The sequence below is a fragment of the Paracoccus sp. NIOT.M2S5SZ12 genome, from assembly GCF_057748165.1.
Window position 1 is genome coordinate 37,052 of the sequence record NZ_JBYLFR010000016.1, and the last position, 18,854, is coordinate 55,905.

22 protein-coding genes are annotated in these 18,854 nt (G+C 64.7%); 14 read left to right on the plus strand and 8 right to left on the minus strand.

The window, feature by feature from the left end; all coding sequences use genetic code 11:
- Window positions 1–13: 13 nt before the first annotated feature.
- Genes dnaQ through AC2SGK_RS14140 form a run of 3 tightly spaced genes read right to left on the minus strand, consistent with a single transcriptional unit; the run spans window position 14 to window position 2,164 of the window.
- Window positions 14–733: a DNA polymerase III subunit epsilon gene (dnaQ, locus tag AC2SGK_RS14130; protein WP_488324146.1), complete on the minus strand. Its 720-nt coding sequence runs from the start codon at window positions 731–733 to the stop codon at window positions 14–16.
- Window positions 726–1,313 carry a dephospho-CoA kinase gene (gene coaE, locus AC2SGK_RS14135; RefSeq protein ID WP_488324147.1) on the minus strand — a complete coding sequence of 196 codons (588 nt, stop codon included), beginning with the start codon at window positions 1,311–1,313 and terminating at the stop codon, window positions 726–728. The genes dnaQ and coaE overlap by 8 nt, the downstream gene beginning before the upstream one ends.
- The gene (locus AC2SGK_RS14140; RefSeq protein WP_488324148.1) at window positions 1,310–2,164 is read right to left on the minus strand and encodes a shikimate dehydrogenase; all 855 of its coding nucleotides are present in this window, start codon (window positions 2,162–2,164) and stop codon (window positions 1,310–1,312) included. The genes coaE and AC2SGK_RS14140 overlap by 4 nt, the downstream gene beginning before the upstream one ends.
- Window positions 2,165–2,661: 497 nt before the next feature.
- On the opposite strand from AC2SGK_RS14140, the gene AC2SGK_RS14145 reads away from it, so the two are divergent.
- From AC2SGK_RS14145 to AC2SGK_RS14175, 7 genes are all read left to right on the plus strand, one after another.
- Window positions 2,662–3,108, plus strand: coding sequence for a CopD family protein (locus AC2SGK_RS14145; protein ID WP_488324149.1), 447 nt, complete (start codon window positions 2,662–2,664; stop codon window positions 3,106–3,108).
- A gap of 127 nt (window positions 3,109–3,235) precedes the next feature.
- Window positions 3,236–4,507, plus strand: coding sequence for a transcription termination factor Rho (gene rho / locus AC2SGK_RS14150; protein ID WP_411838039.1), 1,272 nt, complete (start codon window positions 3,236–3,238; stop codon window positions 4,505–4,507).
- A gap of 10 nt (window positions 4,508–4,517) precedes the next feature.
- Window positions 4,518–5,783, plus strand: coding sequence for a tRNA uridine-5-carboxymethylaminomethyl(34) synthesis GTPase MnmE (gene mnmE / locus AC2SGK_RS14155; RefSeq protein WP_488324150.1), 1,266 nt, complete (start codon window positions 4,518–4,520; stop codon window positions 5,781–5,783).
- Between the two features lie 13 nt (window positions 5,784–5,796).
- Window positions 5,797–7,659: a tRNA uridine-5-carboxymethylaminomethyl(34) synthesis enzyme MnmG gene (gene mnmG, locus AC2SGK_RS14160; protein ID WP_488324151.1), complete on the plus strand. Its 1,863-nt coding sequence runs from the start codon at window positions 5,797–5,799 to the stop codon at window positions 7,657–7,659.
- The gene (gene rsmG, locus AC2SGK_RS14165) at window positions 7,656–8,246 is read left to right on the plus strand and encodes a 16S rRNA (guanine(527)-N(7))-methyltransferase RsmG (protein ID WP_488324152.1); all 591 of its coding nucleotides are present in this window, start codon (window positions 7,656–7,658) and stop codon (window positions 8,244–8,246) included. The genes mnmG and rsmG overlap by 4 nt, the downstream gene beginning before the upstream one ends.
- Window positions 8,239–9,024, plus strand: a complete 786-nt coding sequence (locus tag AC2SGK_RS14170) for a ParA family protein (RefSeq protein ID WP_488324153.1) — start codon at window positions 8,239–8,241, stop codon at window positions 9,022–9,024. Before rsmG ends, AC2SGK_RS14170 begins: the two co-directional genes overlap by 8 nt.
- Window positions 9,024–9,914, plus strand: a complete 891-nt coding sequence (locus AC2SGK_RS14175) for a ParB/RepB/Spo0J family partition protein (RefSeq protein WP_488324154.1) — start codon at window positions 9,024–9,026, stop codon at window positions 9,912–9,914. Before AC2SGK_RS14170 ends, AC2SGK_RS14175 begins: the two co-directional genes overlap by 1 nt.
- Window positions 9,915–9,931: 17 nt before the next feature.
- On the opposite strand, the gene AC2SGK_RS14180 is transcribed toward AC2SGK_RS14175, so the two are convergent.
- From AC2SGK_RS14180 to rph, 5 genes are read right to left on the minus strand one after another with little or no spacing between them, the layout of a single operon-like run.
- Window positions 9,932–10,288, minus strand: coding sequence for a YbaN family protein (locus AC2SGK_RS14180; RefSeq protein ID WP_488324155.1), 357 nt, complete (start codon window positions 10,286–10,288; stop codon window positions 9,932–9,934).
- Window positions 10,289–10,290: 2 nt separating this feature from the next.
- The gene (hemW, locus tag AC2SGK_RS14185) at window positions 10,291–11,457 is read right to left on the minus strand and encodes a radical SAM family heme chaperone HemW (RefSeq protein WP_488324156.1); all 1,167 of its coding nucleotides are present in this window, start codon (window positions 11,455–11,457) and stop codon (window positions 10,291–10,293) included.
- Window positions 11,454–11,828, minus strand: a complete 375-nt coding sequence (locus AC2SGK_RS14190; protein WP_488324157.1) for a RidA family protein — start codon at window positions 11,826–11,828, stop codon at window positions 11,454–11,456. The genes hemW and AC2SGK_RS14190 overlap by 4 nt, the downstream gene beginning before the upstream one ends.
- Window positions 11,821–12,429, minus strand: coding sequence for an RdgB/HAM1 family non-canonical purine NTP pyrophosphatase (rdgB, locus tag AC2SGK_RS14195; protein WP_488324158.1), 609 nt, complete (start codon window positions 12,427–12,429; stop codon window positions 11,821–11,823). Before rdgB ends, AC2SGK_RS14190 begins: the two co-directional genes overlap by 8 nt.
- On the minus strand, window positions 12,426–13,139 hold the full coding sequence (rph, locus tag AC2SGK_RS14200) for a ribonuclease PH (RefSeq protein ID WP_488324159.1): 714 nt from the start codon (window positions 13,137–13,139) through the stop codon (window positions 12,426–12,428). The genes rdgB and rph overlap by 4 nt, the downstream gene beginning before the upstream one ends.
- Before the next feature lie 86 nt (window positions 13,140–13,225).
- Between rph and hrcA the strand changes: the two genes are divergently transcribed.
- The 7 genes from hrcA to fghA all read left to right on the plus strand — a co-directional run bounded on the left by hrcA (window position 13,226) and on the right by fghA (window position 18,776).
- The gene (gene hrcA / locus AC2SGK_RS14205) at window positions 13,226–14,281 is read left to right on the plus strand and encodes a heat-inducible transcriptional repressor HrcA (protein ID WP_411838028.1); all 1,056 of its coding nucleotides are present in this window, start codon (window positions 13,226–13,228) and stop codon (window positions 14,279–14,281) included.
- Between the two features lie 6 nt (window positions 14,282–14,287).
- On the plus strand, window positions 14,288–14,818 hold the full coding sequence (locus AC2SGK_RS14210) for a nucleotide exchange factor GrpE (RefSeq protein ID WP_488324160.1): 531 nt from the start codon (window positions 14,288–14,290) through the stop codon (window positions 14,816–14,818).
- An 87-nt stretch (window positions 14,819–14,905) separates the two neighbouring features.
- Window positions 14,906–15,490, plus strand: a complete 585-nt coding sequence (gene gfa, locus AC2SGK_RS14215; RefSeq protein WP_488324161.1) for an S-(hydroxymethyl)glutathione synthase — start codon at window positions 14,906–14,908, stop codon at window positions 15,488–15,490.
- A 95-nt stretch (window positions 15,491–15,585) separates the two neighbouring features.
- Window positions 15,586–16,716, plus strand: a complete 1,131-nt coding sequence (locus AC2SGK_RS14220; RefSeq protein ID WP_488324162.1) for an S-(hydroxymethyl)glutathione dehydrogenase/class III alcohol dehydrogenase — start codon at window positions 15,586–15,588, stop codon at window positions 16,714–16,716.
- A 79-nt stretch (window positions 16,717–16,795) separates the two neighbouring features.
- Window positions 16,796–17,434, plus strand: a complete 639-nt coding sequence (locus tag AC2SGK_RS14225; protein ID WP_488324163.1) for an ATP-dependent Clp protease proteolytic subunit — start codon at window positions 16,796–16,798, stop codon at window positions 17,432–17,434.
- Complete coding sequence (locus AC2SGK_RS14230) at window positions 17,431–17,946, plus strand: GNAT family N-acetyltransferase (RefSeq protein ID WP_488324164.1); 516 nt, start codon at window positions 17,431–17,433, stop codon at window positions 17,944–17,946. Before AC2SGK_RS14225 ends, AC2SGK_RS14230 begins: the two co-directional genes overlap by 4 nt.
- Window positions 17,943–18,776, plus strand: a complete 834-nt coding sequence (gene fghA, locus AC2SGK_RS14235) for an S-formylglutathione hydrolase (protein WP_488324165.1) — start codon at window positions 17,943–17,945, stop codon at window positions 18,774–18,776. Before AC2SGK_RS14230 ends, fghA begins: the two co-directional genes overlap by 4 nt.
- Window positions 18,777–18,854 lie beyond the last annotated feature (78 nt).

Sequence of the window (18,854 nt, forward strand, 5' to 3'; positions counted from 1 at the left end):
CGCAAGCCTGCCGTCAGGTCGCGCCCTGCGGCGCGGCGAAGCGGGCCCAGACCGCGGCCTCGCCCAGCTTGGCCACGAACTCGGCATGGGCCTGCGCCTCCGCCTCGGTCAGGCGCGGGGGCAGGGGGCGGGGCCGGGCCGCACGCGGGCGCATCGGGCCGCCCTCGGGGCCGGGCCGGTCCGCGTCGGTCGAAGGGCGGTCCAAGACCAGATCGGGCTGGCGGCCGCCGATCAGCTCCAGATAGACCTCGGCCAAGAGCTCGCTGTCCAGAAGCGCGCCGTGCAGCTCGCGCCCGGAATTGTCCACGCCGAAGCGACGGCACAGCGCGTCCAGCGTGGCCGGGCTGCCCGGAAAGCGTTCGCGCGCCAGGGCCAGCGTGTCCAGCGCCCGCGCCCAGGGCAGGGTCTTGTGGCCCGCGCGCTTCAGTTCAGCATTTAGGAACTTCATGTCGAAGCTGGCATTGTGGATCACCAGCCGCGCGTCATCGGCGATGAAGTCGATGAAGTCCTGCGCGATCTGCGCGAATTTCGGCTTGTCGCGCAGGAAGTCGTCGCCCAGCCCGTGGACGTCGAAGGCCTCCTTTGGCATCGACCGCTCGGGGTTGATGTAGACGTGAAAGGTCCGCCCGGTGGGCAGGTGGTTCATCAGCTCCAGGGCGCCGATCTCGACGATGCGGTCGGCCCCTTCGGCGTCGAAGCCGGTGGTTTCGGTATCGAGAACGATCTCACGCATGGGGGGCAATCTCCTGCACGATGCGGGCCACGGTGGCGCGGGCGCCGTCGAGGCTGTCGGTCGGGATGATCCAGTCGGCGCGGGCACGCTTTTCCGCGTCGGGCATCTGCCGCGCCAGGATCATCGCCAGCGTATCGCGCGTCATGCCGGGACGCGCAAGCACCCGCGCGGCCTGGATCTGCGGATCGGTGCTGACCACGGCCACGCCGTCCAGATCGGGGGGGCTTGTGCCCTCGAACAGGAGGGGGATATCTAGCACCACCAGCGGCGCGTCCGCATGCCGGTCGAGGAAATCCTGCCGGTCGCGCGCGACCAGCGGGTGGACGATCCCCTCCAGCCGGGCCAGCGCGTCAGGGTCGGCGGCCAGCGCCTGCCGCAGGGCCGCGCGGTCGATCGCGCCGTCGCGCAATGCACCGGGAAAGGCCGCGGCCACAGGGCCCACCGCGGCCCCGCCCGCGGCATAGAGCCCGTGCACCGCCGCATCGGCATCCCAGACCGGATGCCCCAGATCGCGGAACATGGCGGCGGTCGTCGACTTGCCCATGCCGATGCTGCCGGTGAGGCCCAGCCTGTAGGTCATCCGAGGGCGATCCGCCGGGCCTCATCATCGACATCGGGCCTGTGGCCGAACCACCGCTCGAAGCCAGGCGCGGCCTGGTGCAGCAGCATGCCCAGACCGTCCACGACCCGACAGCCCCGCGCCTGCGCCTCGATCAGCAGGGGGGTCATGAGGGGGGTGTAGACCAAATCCGTCACCAGCGCGGACGGTGACAGCGCGTCCAGCGGCACGCGCAGCGGCTGCTTGCCCTCCATGCCAAGGGAGGTGGCGTTGACGACCGTCATTGCCCCTTCCAGCATGTGACCGACCTGAGCCCAGTCATAGACCACGAGGCGGGCGCCGAATTCGGCCTTGATCTGTTCCGCGCGCAGCCGGGTGCGGTTGGTGATCCTGAGCTCGCGCACGCCCGCATCCAGCAGCGACGCCACCACGGCCCGCGCGGCACCGCCCGCGCCGATGACGGCCGCCGGTCCGGCATCCGCCTGCCAGTCGGGCGCGTTCTGCCGCAGATTGGCGATGAAGCCGTAGCCGTCGGTGTTGTCGGCATGGATCTTGCCGTCGGGGCGGAAGATCAGCGTGTTCGCGGCCCCGATCAGCGCCGCCCGGTCGGTGACCGTGTCCGCCAGGGTCAGGACGGCCTCCTTGTGCGGAATCGTGACATTCGCGCCGACGAAGCCCGCACGCGGCAGGATGCGCAGCACCTCGGCCAGGTGTTCGGGCATGACCGGGATGGGCACGTAATGGCCCAGCAGGCCATAGCGCTGCAGCCAGTGCCCGTGCAGCCGGGGGGAGCGCGAATGCGCGATGGGCATGCCGATGACCCCGGCAAGCGGGGCGTGGCTGATCTGGCTAGCGGGCAGGTCGTCTGGCATGGGCTGGATCATCGCGTTGGGGGTTCCTGCCCAAGCCTAAGGGCTGGGTCACCGGCGCGAAAGCCCCGGGCGCATCGCGGATACCGACCTGTGGCACACAGCCCGCAGCACCCCTGTGGACAAAGGGCCGGAGGAATCGGTCCGGGCCTTTGGGGCAAGGCGAGTCAAGCCCTGAACCATGTGGATTCTTCCGTGAAACGAACCGGGAACGGCGACGGGTTCTCCACAGGTGGACAGCCAAGAGGCGCATCCCAGGCGGGATGTGGACAAATCGGCACCCCGACCATTATCCTCAAAGTTATCCACATATCATCGCTTTGTTTACAAATACGTTTTCCGGCATGGAGCGGATTTTTCACATGCTTGTCCACATCGGATGATTCTGGGGAAAATGGCGTGAGCAGAGTCCAGGTTCGACTGTCCACAGGGCCTACTTCAACAACATTCCTTTTCTTATCTTTCTTATTTAAGGGGGGAAGGCAGAGAGAGGTGTGACCATGTTCGACGCGCTGGCGACGATCTATCCCTATGCCAAGGCCTTTCACGTGATGGCGGTGATCGCCTGGATGGCGGGCCTGTTCTATCTGCCGAGGCTGTTCGTCTATCACGCCGAACGCGGCGCAGGATTCGCCGAGCCTGTCAGCAGCTTCGTCATCATGGAAGAGAAGCTGCTGCGGGTGATCATGAACCCGGCGATGATCGCGACCTGGATCAGCGGGCTGACGCTGGTGCTGACGCCGGGGATCGTCGGCTGGTCGATGACCTGGCCCTGGGTCAAGGGCGCGGCGGTGATCGCGATGACCGCGTTTCACATGTGGTGCGCGCGCGAGCGTCGCGCGCTCAAGGCGGGACGGGCGCGCAGCGGACGCCATTACCGCATGGTGAACGAGGTTCCGACCCTGCTGATGATCGCCATCGTCAGCGCCGTGATCGTCAAGTTCTGAGCGAAAAGATTGACTCCGGGGGGACGGGCGCGTATCTGCCGCTGCAACCCCGGCCGTCCGGCGCGGGATTCCCATGACACATGTCTGATCCGCCCGATTCGTCGCGCGGTCGAAAGTTTGCATCAGAATGACCGAAGAACGCCTCAACCTGTCCGATCTCAAGGCCAAGAGCCCGGCCGACCTGCTGTCGATGGCGGAGGAGTGGGAGATCGAGAACGCCTCGACCATGCGCAAGGGCGAGATGATGTTCTCGATCCTGAAGGAGCATGCCGAGGAGGGATGGGAGATCGGGGGCGGCGGCGTTCTGGAGGTGGTTCAGGACGGGTTCGGCTTCCTGCGTTCGACCGAGGCGAACTATCTTCCGGGTCCGGACGACATCTATGTCAGCCCGGACATGATCCGGCAGCATTCGCTGCGCACGGGCGACACGGTCGATGGCGTGATCCGCGCGCCGGGTGACAACGAACGCTATTTCGCGCTGACCAAGGTGGAGAAGATCAACTTCGAGGAGCCGGAGAAGGCCCGCCACAAGGTCGCCTTCGACAACCTGACGCCGCTTTATCCCGATGAGCGGCTGAAGATGGAGATCGAGGATCCGACCATTAAGGATCGCAGCGCCCGGATCATCGACCTGGTCGCGCCGATCGGCAAGGGCCAGCGCTCGCTGATCGTGGCGCCGCCGCGGACCGGCAAGACGGTGCTGCTGCAGAACATCGCGCATTCGATCGAGAAGAATCATCCCGAATGCTATCTGATCGTCCTGCTGATCGACGAACGGCCCGAGGAGGTTACCGACATGCAGCGCAGCGTGCGCGGCGAGGTGGTGTCGTCGACCTTCGACGAGCCGGCCAGCCGACACGTCGCCGTGTCGGAGATGGTGATCGAGAAGGCCAAGCGCCTGGTCGAGCATAAGCGAGATGTTGTGATCTTGCTGGATTCGATCACAAGACTTGGTAGGGCGTTCAACACCGTCGTGCCGAGCTCTGGCAAGGTGCTGACCGGTGGTGTCGATGCGAACGCCCTGCAGCGGCCCAAGCGGTTCTTCGGCGCGGCCCGGAACATCGAGGAGGGCGGCAGCCTGACCATCATCGCGACCGCGCTGATCGACACCGGATCGCGGATGGACGAGGTGATCTTCGAGGAGTTCAAGGGCACCGGCAACAGCGAGATCGTGCTGGACCGGAAGGTCGCCGACAAGCGCGTGTTCCCGGCCATGGACATCCTGAAATCGGGCACCCGGAAGGAGGAACTGCTGGTCGACAGCAAGGACCTGCAGAAGACTTATCTGCTGCGCCGTATCCTGAACCCGATGGGAACGACCGACGCGGTCGAGTTCCTGATCTCCAAGATGAAGCAGACCAAGAGCAACTCCGAGTTCTTCGACTCGATGAACGCCTGACGAGGCAGCGATGGACCTGATCTTTGCGGAAGCCACCCCGCCCGGGCGGGGGGGCGTTTCTGTCATCAGACTGAGCGGATCGGGCGCGCGCGCCGTAGCCGAACGGCTGGTCGGTGCCATGCCGGTTCCGCGGCACGCCTATTTCCGGGATCTTCGGGATGGTGACGAACTGCTGGATCAGGTCTTGGCGATGTGGTTCGCGGAAAGATCCAGCTTCACGGGCGAGGAGGTGGCCGAACTGCATCTGCACGGCGCTCCGATCGTCGCGAGGCGCGTCGGCATGGCGTTGTTGAGCTTGGGCGCGCGGACTGCGGAGGCAGGGGAGTTCACGCGCCGCGCCTTTCTGAACGGGCGCCTTGATCTGGCGGAGATCGAGGGTTTGGGGGATCTTCTTGCGGCGGAGACCGAAACGCAGCGCAAGTTGGCCTTGCGGACGGCGTCCGGGGAGCTGGCCCGCAAGGCCGAGCGGTGGCGCAGTCTTCTGGTCGAGGCCGGTGCTCTAGTCGAGGTTAGTGTGGACTTCGCCGATGAGGACGTGCCAGACGAAGTGCCGGATCGGGTGTTTCAGGCTGTCGAAGAACTGAAGGCGGAGCTGTCGCTCGAATTGGGCGGTTTTCAGGCCGCGGAACGGGTGAGGACCGGTTTTGAGGTTGCGATCATCGGTCCGCCGAATGCGGGAAAATCGAGTCTTCTAAATTGGTTGGCGCAGAGGGATGTGGCGATTGTCTCATCTCGCGCGGGCACGACGCGGGATGTGATCGAACTACGCTATGATCTCAGGGGGCTTGCGGTCACGTTCCTTGATACGGCCGGCCTCAGGGAAACATCGGACGACATCGAAATGATCGGTATCGACCGGGCGCGACAACGCGCGGAGGCAGCAGATCTTCGGATTCACCTTTCATCTGACGGGTCCGCTGTCGATCGACTGTTCGTCGATGGCGACATTGTCGTTCGAGGCCATGCTGATGAGAGCGATCGCGGGGGCAGGATGGCGATTTCGGCGGTGACCGGTGTAGGTGTAAGCGACGTCCTAGATGCGCTGTTCACAGAATTGAGTGGCCGTGTGGCTGAGGCTGGCCTAGTCAGTCACTTGAGGCAGGTCGTTGAATTGCAGTCCGCCATGTTGGCATTGGACAGCATTGACGAGCAGCCTGTCGAGCTCATCGCAGAGTCGCTTCGCGCGGCGAGCCATTCCCTTGACAGGTTGATTGGCAGAATCGGCGTGGATGACTATCTTGACCTAATATTTTCATCCTTCTGCATCGGAAAGTAGAGGAGTGTTTCACGTGAAACATTATGACGTGTTGGTGATCGGTGCGGGCCATGCCGGATTGGAGGCTGCGACCGCGGCTGCAAGGATCGGTGCGCAGGTGGCTCTGATCACAATGCGGCGAGACGATATTGGTACACTTTCCTGCAACCCTGCGATCGGCGGATTGGGTAAGGGGCATCTAGTTAGAGAGGTCGACGCCTTGGATGGCGTCATGGGACGCCTTGCCGATGCAGCCGGGATACAGTTTCGGCTCCTCAACCGGCGGAAGGGTCCTGCAGTTCAAGGACCTCGTGCGCAGATGGATCGCGATCTTTATCGAACGGCTGCTAATAAGCTGATCTTTTCCTATGAAAATCTGACAACGGTCTTTGCGGAGGTTATCGAATTCCTGGGGGATGAGACCTGCGTTGAGGGCGTGCGGCTTGTGGACGGGACTGAGCTGAATGCATCTGCCACCATTCTTACGACGGGGACATTCCTGAACGGTTTGATCCATATCGGCGAGGTGTCGCGGCCTGCTGGGCGATGGGGTGACCGTTCGGCACGTCGCTTGGCGACCAGCCTATCTCGATTTGGGCTGCCTATGGGTCGATTGAAAACCGGGACCCCGCCCCGGCTCGAGCGGTCTTCGATCAACTGGGGCGTCCTCGACATGCAGCCGGGGGACGAAAGCCCAGTTCTGTTTTCCTATCTCAGTTCTCAGGTCGAGGCCGAGCAGATCTCTTGTGGGATCACGCATACCAATACACAGACCCACAAGATCATTCAGGACAACCTGACACGTTCCGCGATGTATGGTGGCCAAATTAGCGGTCGGGGACCGCGCTACTGTCCGTCCATAGAGGACAAGGTCGTTCGGTTCGCCGACAAGGATTCGCATCAAGTCTTTTTGGAACCGGAAGGGCTGAACAGCAACCTAGTCTATCCGAACGGCATTTCGACCTCTCTGCCGGAGGACGTGCAGCTGCAGTATGTCCAATCGATGGTGGGACTTGAGAACGCCGTCATCCGCCAGCCTGGATACGCGGTGGAGTACGACTACGTTGATCCGACGACACTTGACGCTTCATTGTCGGTAAAATCGGTGTCTGGTCTTTATCTTGCAGGACAAATTAACGGGACGACCGGGTATGAGGAGGCGGCAGCACAGGGACTTGTCGCCGGGGTCAACGCTGCGCTGGCCGCAAAAGGCGCTCCTGCAGTGTCGTTCAGCCGCGCCGACAGTTATATCGGCGTCATGATTGATGACCTGATCTCCAAGGGTGTGACCGAACCCTATCGAATGTTCACATCACGCGCGGAATTTCGACTGTCCCTGCGAGCAGACAACGCTGATCAGAGACTGACGCCCGTTGGTATCAACTTGGGCTGCGTGAGAGGTGATCGCGCCAGGGCATTTCATGAGCGACGGTCCAAGTACGATTGTGCGCGCGGGATGTTGGAGTCAGTCACGCTTTCGCCAAGCCAACTCGCACAGGGAGGCATAGTCGTCCGGCAGGATGGTGTGCGGAGATCGGCATTCGCATTATTGGGTCAAACAGATGTTGACATCTCGATTTTGGCCAAGATTGTTCCGCAGATCGGGTTGATTGAACCTCCGACCTTGCAGCAGTTGAAGAACGACGCGCTTTACAGTCATTACTCTGAGCGACAGTCTCGGGACGCCGATGCATTGAGGGCAAATGAGCAGACTGTCCTTGATCCGGATATGAATTTCGCAAGGCTCGGCGGGCTATCCGCCGAGTTGAGCAGGAAGCTCGCCGACGCGCGTCCGCGAACCATGGCCGATGCCGCACGCATCGAGGGTATGACGCCCGCAGCGTTGACGCTTCTCTTGGCGGCAAGCAAGATCAAGAAAGTGAGTATCGCGCGATGAATGTTTCACGTGAAACAGAGGAGCTGTTCAGCGATTACGAGCAGCTCCTCATCAAGTGGAACAATGCGATCAATCTCGTCTCGCCGTCAACACTGCCCGACCTGCGCGTCCGGCATATCAACGACAGCGCACAACTCTGGGACTTGTGCATGCCACTTGCCGGTCGGTGGGTCGATCTTGGAAGCGGCGGCGGTCTGCCAGGGATCGTCATATCGATTATGGCACAGAACCAAGACGTCTACGTCACACTTGTCGAAAGCGATCAGCGTAAGGCGACCTTTCTACGGACGGTGGTTCGCGAGCTCGAGCTCAGACGCGTGACGATCCTCTCCCGGCGGATCGAGGATATCGAGCCGCTATCCGCCGACTTCCTCTCGGCGCGCGCCCTTGCGCCGATGACTATTCTCCTTCCGATGATCTCCCGTCATTTGGATCCGGACGGGCAGGCGTGGCTGCTGAAGGGGGCCCAATGGCGCGAAGAATGTCGTGTCGCGCAGCAGTCATGGCGGTTCAATCTTCGCCATTTCCCCAGTAGAACCAATCCCGACGCAGCCATTCTCAATATTTCGGGAGTCTCCCATGCCTGAACAGCATATCGTGGCGATCGCCAATCAGAAGGGTGGGGTCGGTAAGACCACGACGGCCGTCAACCTGGGGGCCGCACTGGCGCAGGCCGGGCACCAGACGATCCTTGTCGACCTCGACCCGCAGGGCAATGCCTCAACGGGTCTCGGCTTAACCGCCGATCAGCGGACGCATACCGTGTATGAACTCCTGATCGGAGATGTCGATCTTCATACCGCGGCTGTCGAAACCGACATACACAATCTCAGACTCGTTCCGTCGACCTCCGATCTTGCGTCGGCCGACGTCCAACTGGCGCAGACACCGGATCGGACCCGGCTTCTGGCGAAGCAGCTTGCCGATGCGCCTGATGGTTCGATCATCCTGATCGACTGCCCACCGGCACTCGGCCTCCTGACCGTCAATGCGATGGTTGCCTCCAGCAGCGTCCTCGTCCCCCTGCAGGCTGAATTCTACGCTCTCGAAGGCCTGTCGCAGCTTTTGGGCACCGTCCGCCAGGTGCGGCAAGGCCCCAACCCCCGTCTTCGGATCAACGGCATTCTGCTGACCATGTCTGACTATCGGAACAACCTGTCCCAACAGGTCGAGGCGGATGCGCGCGAAACCCTGGGCGATCTCGTCTATCCCACAGTCATTCCGCGCAATGTAAGGGTCTCCGAAGCCCCCTCGCACGCGCAACCTGTTCTGGTCTATGATCCCCTGTCGAAGGGCAGCACGGCCTATCGGCAGTTCGCCACCGAATTCACCGCCCGCCTGAGGCTCGTACCGGAGATTGCGTGATGTCTGACAGCAAGATTGCGAAACGGGGTCTGGGACGCGGTCTGTCCGCCTTGATGGCCGATATGGATCTGGGGGAAGAGCCGTCGACGACTGCGCGCGACCGCACCATGCTTCCGATCGAACAGATCACCGCGAACCCGGATCAGCCGCGCCGGAGCTTCGACCCTGATGCCCTGCAGGAATTGGCCGCGTCGCTCAAGCAGCGTGGCGTCCTGCAACCGCTGATCGTTCGTCCGCACCCTGCCGACAAGGGCCTGTACCAGATCGTCGCCGGAGAGCGTCGCTGGCGCGCGGCTCAGATGGCACAGCTGCACGAGATGCCAGTGATCATCCGCGAGATGTCGGATACCGAGGTGCTGGAAGTCGCGATCATCGAGAACATTCAGCGTGCAGATCTGAACGCGATCGAGGAAGCAGCATCATTCCGGCAACTGATGGATCGCTTCGGTCATACCCAGGAGCGTCTTGCCGAAGCGCTCAACAAAAGCCGCAGCCATATCGCGAACCTGCTTCGCCTGCTGAGCCTGCCAGATTCGGTTCAGGACATGGTCAAGGACGGCAAACTGAGCGCCGGACATGCGCGGGCGCTGATCACCGCCCCGAACGCGGCTCAACTGGCTCGAAAGGTCGCCGAAAAGGGTCTGTCGGTGCGCGATACCGAGGAGATGGTCCGAAACCTGACCAAATCGGACGACGCGAAGCCTCGCAGTCGCCAGCGCTCGACTGAAAAAGATGCCGACACGCGTGCGCTGGAAGCCGACCTGACGGCGCATATCAAGATGAAGGTGCAGATCGATCACGTAGGCGGGGAAGGAGGGTACCTGACGATCACCTACCGTGATCTGGACCAGCTTGATCAGCTGTGTCAACTTCTGGGCGGCAACGGCTGACGCCTACCACATCTTGATTAGTTCTCGGGGCGCGTCACAAGATAAGCCCCGACCGACAGACAGACCGCCCCCTGCACCGCAACGACCCATAGCGGCATGCCCACATACCAGGACAGTGCCACACCCGAGGCCATGGCCGTCACGGCCCAGATCTTGGCCAGACGCCCGACCGCGCCGCGCTCCTGCCAGGCGCGGACCGGCGGGCCATAGGTCGGATGATTGATGATCCGCTGCTCCAAGGCGGGCGACGACCGCGCAAAGGCCCAGGCCGCGACCAGCAGGAACGGCACCGTCGGCATGACGGGCAGGGCGACGCCGATGATCGCCACGATCAGGAACAGCCATCCCGTGACCAGCCAGATCCGCCTGCGCATCGTCAGGGCGCCAGTTCGCGCAGGATCGCGTTCAGCACCGGACGCCCCTCGGGCGTCGCCGACAGGCGCTCGCCCTCGACCTGCACCATGCCCAGATCCTGCAGGGACCGGACGGCCGCCGCATCCAGGGGCTGCCCCGCCAGGCTGCGGAACCGCTCCATGTCCATCCCCTCGGTCAGCCGCATGGACATCAGCAGATACTCCGTCGCCTGTTCGGATGCGGGAATGATCTCGCGCAGGACCTCTCCCGTTCCCGCCCGCTCCACGGCGTCCAGCCACGTGCCCGGCTGTCGATGCGCTTCCGTGGCGCAGCGCCCGGCGGGCAGCGTGATCCGCCCATGGGCGCCCGGTCCCACGGCGGTCCAGTCCCCCTGACGCCAATAGACAAGGTTGTGACGGCTCTCGGCCCCCCGCCGCGCGTGGTTCGAGATCTCGTAGCAACCCATGCCATGCGCCTCGCAGATCTCCTGCGTGTCGGCATACATGTCGGCCGACAGATCGTCGTCCGGCAGATCACGCAGCTTGCCCGCATCCGCGCGCGCGCCGAAGACGGTGCCGGGTTCGATCGTTAGCTGATACAGCGACAGATGATCCACCGCCATGGACAAAGCCTCGCGCAGCTCCGCGCGCCAGGCATCGCGCCCCTGCCCCTGCCGCGCATAGATCAGATCAAAGCTGACCCGCCCGAAGACCGCCCGCGCCACGTCGAAGGCGGCGCGCGCCTCGGCCACCGAATGCATCCGGCCAAGCCGGCGCAGGTCGGCATCGTTCAGCGCCTGGATGCCCATGGACAGCCGGTTCACACCCGCATCGGCAAAGCCCTGGAATCGGCCCTTCTCGACGCTGGTCGGATTGGCCTCCAGCGAGATCTCGATGTCGTTGGCAAAGCCCCAGGCCGCGCGGGCGGCCGTGATTACCGCATCCACCGTCTCGGGCAGCATCAGCGACGGGGTGCCGCCCCCGAAAAAGATGCTGCGCAGGTGCCGGCCGGGCAACTCGACCGCCAGCCGCGCGATCTCGGCCGACAGGGCGCGCGCCCATCGGGCCTGATCGACCTGCGCCACGACATGGCTGTTAAAATCGCAATAGGGGCATTTGGCCGCGCAGAACGGCCAATGGACATAGAGCCCAAAGCCCCCGGCGCGCCAATCCTCCTGCGGCAGGGTCATCCGCGGAACGCCGTCACTTCGATCTCGACCGCCATCTCGGGGCGGATCAGCCCGGCCACCACCATTGTCGCCGCCGGCCGGATTGCATCCAGCGCCTCGGACAGGGCAGGGGCGATCACCTCGACCAGCCCGGCATCGGTGATCGTGTACTGAACCCGCACGATGTCGTCCGGTGCGAATCCCGCCTCGGCCAGTACCGCAAAGATCGTCCGGAAACAGTTCCGCGCCTGCGCGCAGGCATCGTCGGGCATGGTCATGGTCGCATAGTCATAGCCCGTGACACCCGACACAAAGCACCAGTCGCCGCGCACGACCGCCCGGCTGTAGGCCAGGCGGGCCTCGAAGGGTGATCCCGTGGACAACCTACGCAAAGCTGGCCTCGATCATCTGCGCGACGGCGCGGGCGCGGTGGCTCAGGCTGTTCTTCATCTCCGCCGACATCTCGCCCAGGGTCTGCCCATGCCCGTCCGGCTGGAAGATCGGGTCATAGCCATGACCCTCGGCCCCGCGCGGCGGCCAGACGACCTGACCCGGCAGCACGCCCTCGAACACCTCGTCATGCCCGTCCGGCCACATCAGCACCAGCGTGCAGCGGAACTGCGCCCGGCGCGGGGCGGGGGCACGGGCCTCCTCCAGCGCGCGCCAGGTCCGCTCCATCGCCATGGCGAAGTCCCGGCCCTCACCGGTCTCGGCCCAATCGGCGGTATAGACGCCCGGTGCGCCGTCCAGTGCATCGACACAGATCCCACTGTCATCGGCCAGGACCGGAAGGCCTGTGGCCTGCATCGCGGCGCGGGCCTTGATGCGGGCGTTGCCGATGAAGCTGTCCTCGGTCTCGGCCGGCTCAGCCAGGCCCAGATCGCCCGCGCCCGTCACCTCGACGCCGTAAGGCGCCAGCAGGGCGCGCATCTCGGCCAGCTTGCCCGCATTATGCGTGGCGACCACCAGCCGCTTTTCCGTGAACGCCCTCATCCGATGGCGGCCTTCTGCGCCGCGACCAGATCGGCCATGCCGATCTCGGCCAGATCCAGCAGGCGTCCCATCTCGTCGCGCGAGAAGGTGGCGCCCTCGGCCGACATCTGCACCTCGATCAGCCGACCGCGGCCGGTCAGAACGAAGTTGCCGTCAGTGCCCGCCTCGCTGTCCTCGGCATAGTCCAGGTCCAGCAGCGGCTGCCCGGCATAGATCCCGCAGCTGACCGCCGCGACATGATCGATGATCGGATCGCTGGTGATCGCGCCCGCCTTCAAGAGCCTGTTCACCGCCAGCCGCAGCGCGACCCAGCCCCCGGTGATCGAGGCGCAGCGCGTGCCGCCATCCGCCTGGATCACGTCGCAGTCGATGCTGATCTGCCGCTCGCCCAGGGCGCTGCGGTCGACGCCCGCACGCAGGCTGCGCCCGATCAGGCGCTGAATCTCCTGCGTGCGGCCCGACTGCTTGCCCTGCGCGGCCTCGCGGCGGTTGCGGGTGTTGGTCGCGCGCGGCAGCATGCCGTATTCGGCGGTCACCCAGCCCAGCCCCGTGCCCTTCAGGAAGCGCGGCGGGCTGTCCTCGATCGTGGCGGTGCACAGGACGTGCGTGTCGCCGCATTTGATCAGGCACGATCCCTCGGCATGGCGCATCACCCCGGTTTCAATTGAAATCGGACGCATTTGGGCTAGATTCCGGCCTGACGGGCGCATGACTTTTCCTTTTCATGAAGATACGTTGCCCATACCGCCCGGGGGGCCCGTCACGCAACCCCGCGCAGGGTCACAATGCAGGCGCCATGAGCCAGGAATCGCTGCTGCACGAGATGAACGACCGCTCCCGCGAGGTGTTTCGCCGGGTGGTCGAATCCTATCTGGAGACCGGAGAGCCGGTGGGCTCGCGCACGCTGACCCGCGCCCTGTCCGAAAAGGTCAGCGCGGCCACCATCCGCAACGTGATGCAGGACCTGGAGCTGATGGGGCTTCTGGACAGCCCGCATGTCTCCGCCGGGCGGCTGCCCTCGCAGATGGGGCTGCGGCTGTTCGTCGACGGCATGATGGAGGTCGATCCGGTGGCGCCCACCGACCGCGCCGCCATCGACCAGACCCTGGGCAATGACGACCCCGAGACCGGGGTCCTGCTGGACCGGGTCAGCACGGCCCTCTCCACGATCACGCGGGGCGCCTCGCTGGTGCTGATGCCCAAGCACGAGGCCCCCATCCGGCATATCGAGTTCGTGAGCCTGGGGACGGACCGCGCGCTGGTGGTCCTGGTTTTCGCCGACGGCCATGTGGAGAACCGCATCTTCACCCCGCCGCCCGGCCAGACGCCGTCCTCCATGCGCGAGGCCGGAAACTTCCTCAACGCCATGGCCGAGGGCAAGACCTTGGCCGAGCTGCGGGGCCATCTGTCGCATCAGATCGCCGCGCGGCGGCGCGAGCTGGACGTGCTGGCGGCCGAGCTGGTGGAATCGGGGATCGCGCTCTGGGGGGCCGAGGCGGCCGATCCGCGGCTGATCGTGCGCGGCCGGGCGAACCTTCTGGACCGCGAGGCGGCCGATCTGGACCGCATCCGCGTCCTCTTCGACGATCTGGAGCGCAAGCGCGACATCGTCGAATTCCTGGAGCTGACCGAGAAGGGCGACGGGGTGCGCATCTTCATCGGCTCCGAGAACAAGCTTTTTTCACTTTCGGGTTCCGCTCTGGTCGTTTCCCCCTATATGAATGCCGACCGGAAAATTGTAGGCGCGGTGGGTGTCATCGGGCCGACCCGGCTGAACTACGGCCGGATCGTCCCGATCGTCGACTATACCGCGCAGCTGGTCGGGCGGGTGCTGTCCGGCCGGAAAGGATGAAGTGAGATGACCGAGCAGAACGAACAGCCCATGGACGACTTCATGGACGACCCGCTGGCCGATCCCCAGGAGGCGCTGGATCGGCTGACCGCCGAGCGCGACGAGCTGCGCGACAAGTGGATGCGCGCCCTGGCCGATGCCGAGAACGCCCGCAAGCGCGCCGACAAGGACCGCCGCGACGCCGAGAACTATGGCGGCTCGCGCCTGGCGCGCGACCTGCTGCCGGTGCATGACGCACTGACCCGCGCGCTGGACGCCGCGGGCGACGAACAGCGCCAGGCTGCCGCCGCCCTGATCGAGGGTGTCGAGCTGACCCTGCGCGAGCTGTCCAACGTCTTCACCAAGCACGGCATCACCATCATCCGCCCCGAGGTCGGCGACCGCTTCGACCCCACCCATCACGAGGCGATGTTCGAGGCCCCGGTCCCCGGCACCGTCGCCGGCCACATCATCCAGGTGATGGATAACGGCTTCATGCTGCACGACCGCCTGCTGCGCCCGGCCAAGGTCGGCGTCTCCTCGATGCCCGCCAGCTGAGGGCACGCGCTACAACCTTCCTCCGACTTGCCGAACGTGTCCGATGGCGCGACGCTTGGTCACACCGGTCAGTCAGAGGAGGGGACGATGACCAGCACTCAGGGGGTGCATATCCACCCTGCCGTCGATCACGGCGTCGCAAAAGGCAGTCCCGGTTTCTCCGGGGGGGTCCTGACCTGCCATTGCGCCACGAACCCGGTCAAGGTCCGGGTCGGCGCCCAGACCGCCCACAACCATGTCTGCGGCTGCACGAAATGCTGGAAGCCGGATGACGCGGTCTTCAGCCAGATCGCCGTCGTCTCCCGCGATGCGGTCGAGGTTCTGGAGAACGGCAACAAGCTGGAGGTGGTCAACCCCGACGCCCCCATCCAGCGCCATCGCTGCCGCGACTGCGGCGTGCACATGTATGGCCGGATCGAGAACAAGGACCACCCGTTCTACGGTCTGGATTTCGTGCATACGGAACTTTCGCCCGACGCGGGTTGGTCGCCGCCGGAATTCGCGGCCTTCGTCAGCTCGGTCATCGAATCGGGCGTCGAGCCGTCGCGGATGGACGGCATCCGGTCGCGCCTGCGCGAGCTGGGGCTGGAACCCTATGATGCGCTGTCCCCACCGCTGATGGACGCGATCGCGACCCATGTCGCCAAGCGCGCGGGCACCCTGCCGGCTTGACGCCGCACGCGCCCGGCTGGATGACTTTGCCAAGGGGCCGCCAGTCGGCCCCTTCGCCCTGACCGACAAGCCCATGAGGCAACAGGAGAATATGCATGAGAACACGTGCCGCCGTGGCCCTTGAGGCCGGCAAGCCGCTGGAAGTGATGGAGGTCAACCTGGAAGGCCCCAAGGCCGGAGAGGTCCTGATCGAGATCAAGGCCACCGGCCTCTGCCACACCGACGAATTCACCCGTTCGGGCGACGATCCGGAAGGCATCTTCCCCGCCATCCTGGGCCATGAGGGCGCGGGCATCGTGCTGGAGGTGGGCGAGGGCGTGACCTCTGTCAAGCCGGGCGACCACGTGATCCCGCTCTATACCCCCGAATGCCGCGAATGCGCGTCCTGCCTGTCGGGCAAGACGAACCTCTGCACCAAGATCCGCGCGACCCAAGGCAAGGGCCTGATGCCCGACGGCACGACCCGGTTCAGCATGCTGGACGGCACGCCGATCTACCACTACATGGGCTGCTCGACCTTCGCCAACCACACCGTGCTGCCGGAAATCGCGGTCGCCAAGGTCCGCGAGGACGCACCCTTCGACAAGATCTGCTACATCGGCTGCGGCGTCACGACGGGCATCGGCGCGGTCATCAACACCGCCAAGGTCGAGATCGGCGCCAAGGCCGTCGTCTTCGGCCTGGGGGGAATCGGGCTGAACGTGATCCAAGGCCTGCGCCTGGCGGGGGCCGACATGATCATCGGCGTCGATCTGAACAACGACAAGAAGGAGATGGCCGAACGCTTCGGCATGACCCATTTCGTCAATCCCAAGGAGATCGAGGGCAGCATCGTCCAGCACATCGTCGAGATGACCAAGACGCCCTTCGACCAGATCGGCGGCGCGGATTACAGCTTCGACGCGACGGGCAGCACCAAGGTCATGCGCGACGCGCTGGAATGCACGCACCGGGGCTGGGGCGTGTCGGTCATCATCGGCGTGGCCGCGGCGGGGGCCGAGATCAGCACCCGCCCGTTCCAGCTGGTCACCGGCCGCGTCTGGAAGGGCACGGCCTTCGGCGGCGCGCGGGGGCGGACCGACGTCCCCAAGATCGTCGACTGGTACATGGACGGCAAGATCGAGATCGACCCGATGATCACCCACACCATGCCGCTGGACGATATCAACAAGGGCTTCGACCTGATGCATCACGGCGAATCCATCCGCTCGGTCGTCCTTTACTGATCCTTCATCGCTGCTTAGGTAAAAGAACGGCGGGGCACGCGTGTCCCGCCGTCGCCGTGAAAGAACAAGGAGCAGGCCCATGCGCCATCAGTGGCTGGACGATGACGACGATCACGAGGAAGACGACGACCGCCAGCCCAAGGGCGACAAGGATGGCGGGCTGGGCCTTCCCGAGGGCGACAAGATCGGCAAGCTGTACTTCAAGTCGCGCACGGTGATCGTCGCGGGCGGCATCAACGACAAGCTGGCGCAGCGCACCGTGGCCCATCTGCTGGCCCTGGCCGAGGACAGCGACAAGCCCATCAACATGCTGATCTCCTCCCCCGGCGGTCATGTGGAATCGGGCGACATGATCCATGATGTGATCAAGTTCATCCGTCCGACCGTGCGCACCATCGGTTCGGGCTGGGTGGCGTCGGCGGGCGCGCTGATCTTCGTCGCGGCGAAGAAGGAGAACCGCTACTGCCTGCCCAACACGCGCTTCCTGATCCACCAGCCCTCGGGCGGGATCGGCGGCACGTCGTCCGACATGATGATCCAGGCCGAGCAGGTCCGCCAGATGCGCGACCGCCTGAACCAGATCTTCTCGGACGCGACCGGCCAGACCGTCGAGCGGATCGAGAAGGACACGCAGCGCGACTTCTGGCTGAACACCCAGGAGGCGCTGGACTATGGCCTGCTGGGCAAGGTGATCCGCAGCGTGGACGAATTGGCATGACCGCGGCTGGCGGGGCGCATGTCCGCCCCGCCGGACCCGAGGATCACGAGGCGATCTGGACCATCCTGCGCCCCGTCTATCGCGCCGGCGAAACCTACTGCATGCCCCGCGACATCGAGCGGGACGAGGCGCTGGCCGACTGGTTCGCGCCGCCCTTCACCGCCTTCGTGGCCGAGATCGACGGCCGCGTCCTGGGCACCAGCCATGTCGGCGCGAACCGTCAGGGCGGCGGCTCGCATGTGGCGAACGCCTCCTTCGCGACCCATCCCGATTCCCGCGGTCGGGGCGTGGCCCGCAGCCTGGCGGAACACGCGAAATCTTGGGCGACGGCGCAGGGCTTTCGGGCGATGCAGTTCAACTTCGTGGTCTCGACCAACACGGATGCCGTCCATTTGTGGCAGAAGGTCGGATTCTCCATTGTCGGACGCCTGCCGGGCGCGTTTCTTCACCCTCGTCACGGGCCGGTGGATGCGCTGGTCATGTTCCAGACCCTCGAAGGGAGACCCGAATGAGCCTTGAGACCCTCTCCGAAACCCGCAGCTTCGGCGGCACGCAGGGCGTCTATCGCCACAAGTCGCAGGCCACCGGCACCGACATGACCTTTGCCGTCTATCTGCCCGAGATGGCGCTGCACGGTCCCGTCCCGGTCCTGTGGTATCTCTCCGGCCTGACCTGCACGCATGAGAATGCGATGACCAAGGCCGCCGCCCAGCAATGGTGCGACGAGGCGGGCATCGCCATCGTCTTTCCCGACACCTCGCCCCGCGGCGAGGGCGTGGCCAATGACGAGGCCTATGACCTGGGGCAGGGCGCGGGCTTTTACGTCAATGCCACGCAGGACCCGTGGAAGCCGCATTTCCGCATGTGGGACTATGTGGTGAACGAGCTGCCCGACCTGGTCTGCGACAATTTCGCGGTGGATCAGGACGCCATGGGCATCACCGGCCATTCGATGGGCGGACATGGTGCGCTGACCATCGCGATGACCCATCCCGACCGCTTCCGGTCGGTCTCGGCCTTCGCGCCCATCGCGAATCCCACGGAATCGGACTGGGGCCGCAAGCAGTTCACCGCCTATCTGGGCGAGGATCGTGCCGCGTGGCGCGCGCATGACGCGACCATCCTGATGACCGAGAAGGGCTATCCCGGCGAGGTGCTGATCGACCAGGGCGCCCACGATCAGTTCTTGGACCTGCTGCGCCCCGAATCGCTGGCCCATGCGATGATGGCGCGCCGGCAGCCCGGCCAGTTCCGCATGCATCCGGGCCACGATCACAGCTACTTCTTCGTCCAGAGCTTCATGGCCGACCATGTCTTCTGGCATGCCGAACGGCTGGTCTGACGCGATTGCCAAATGTTCCCGGCGAACCTGCCGTTGGCCTGTAAGACTTTAGGGGCAAACGGCAGGCGCGGCGATTGA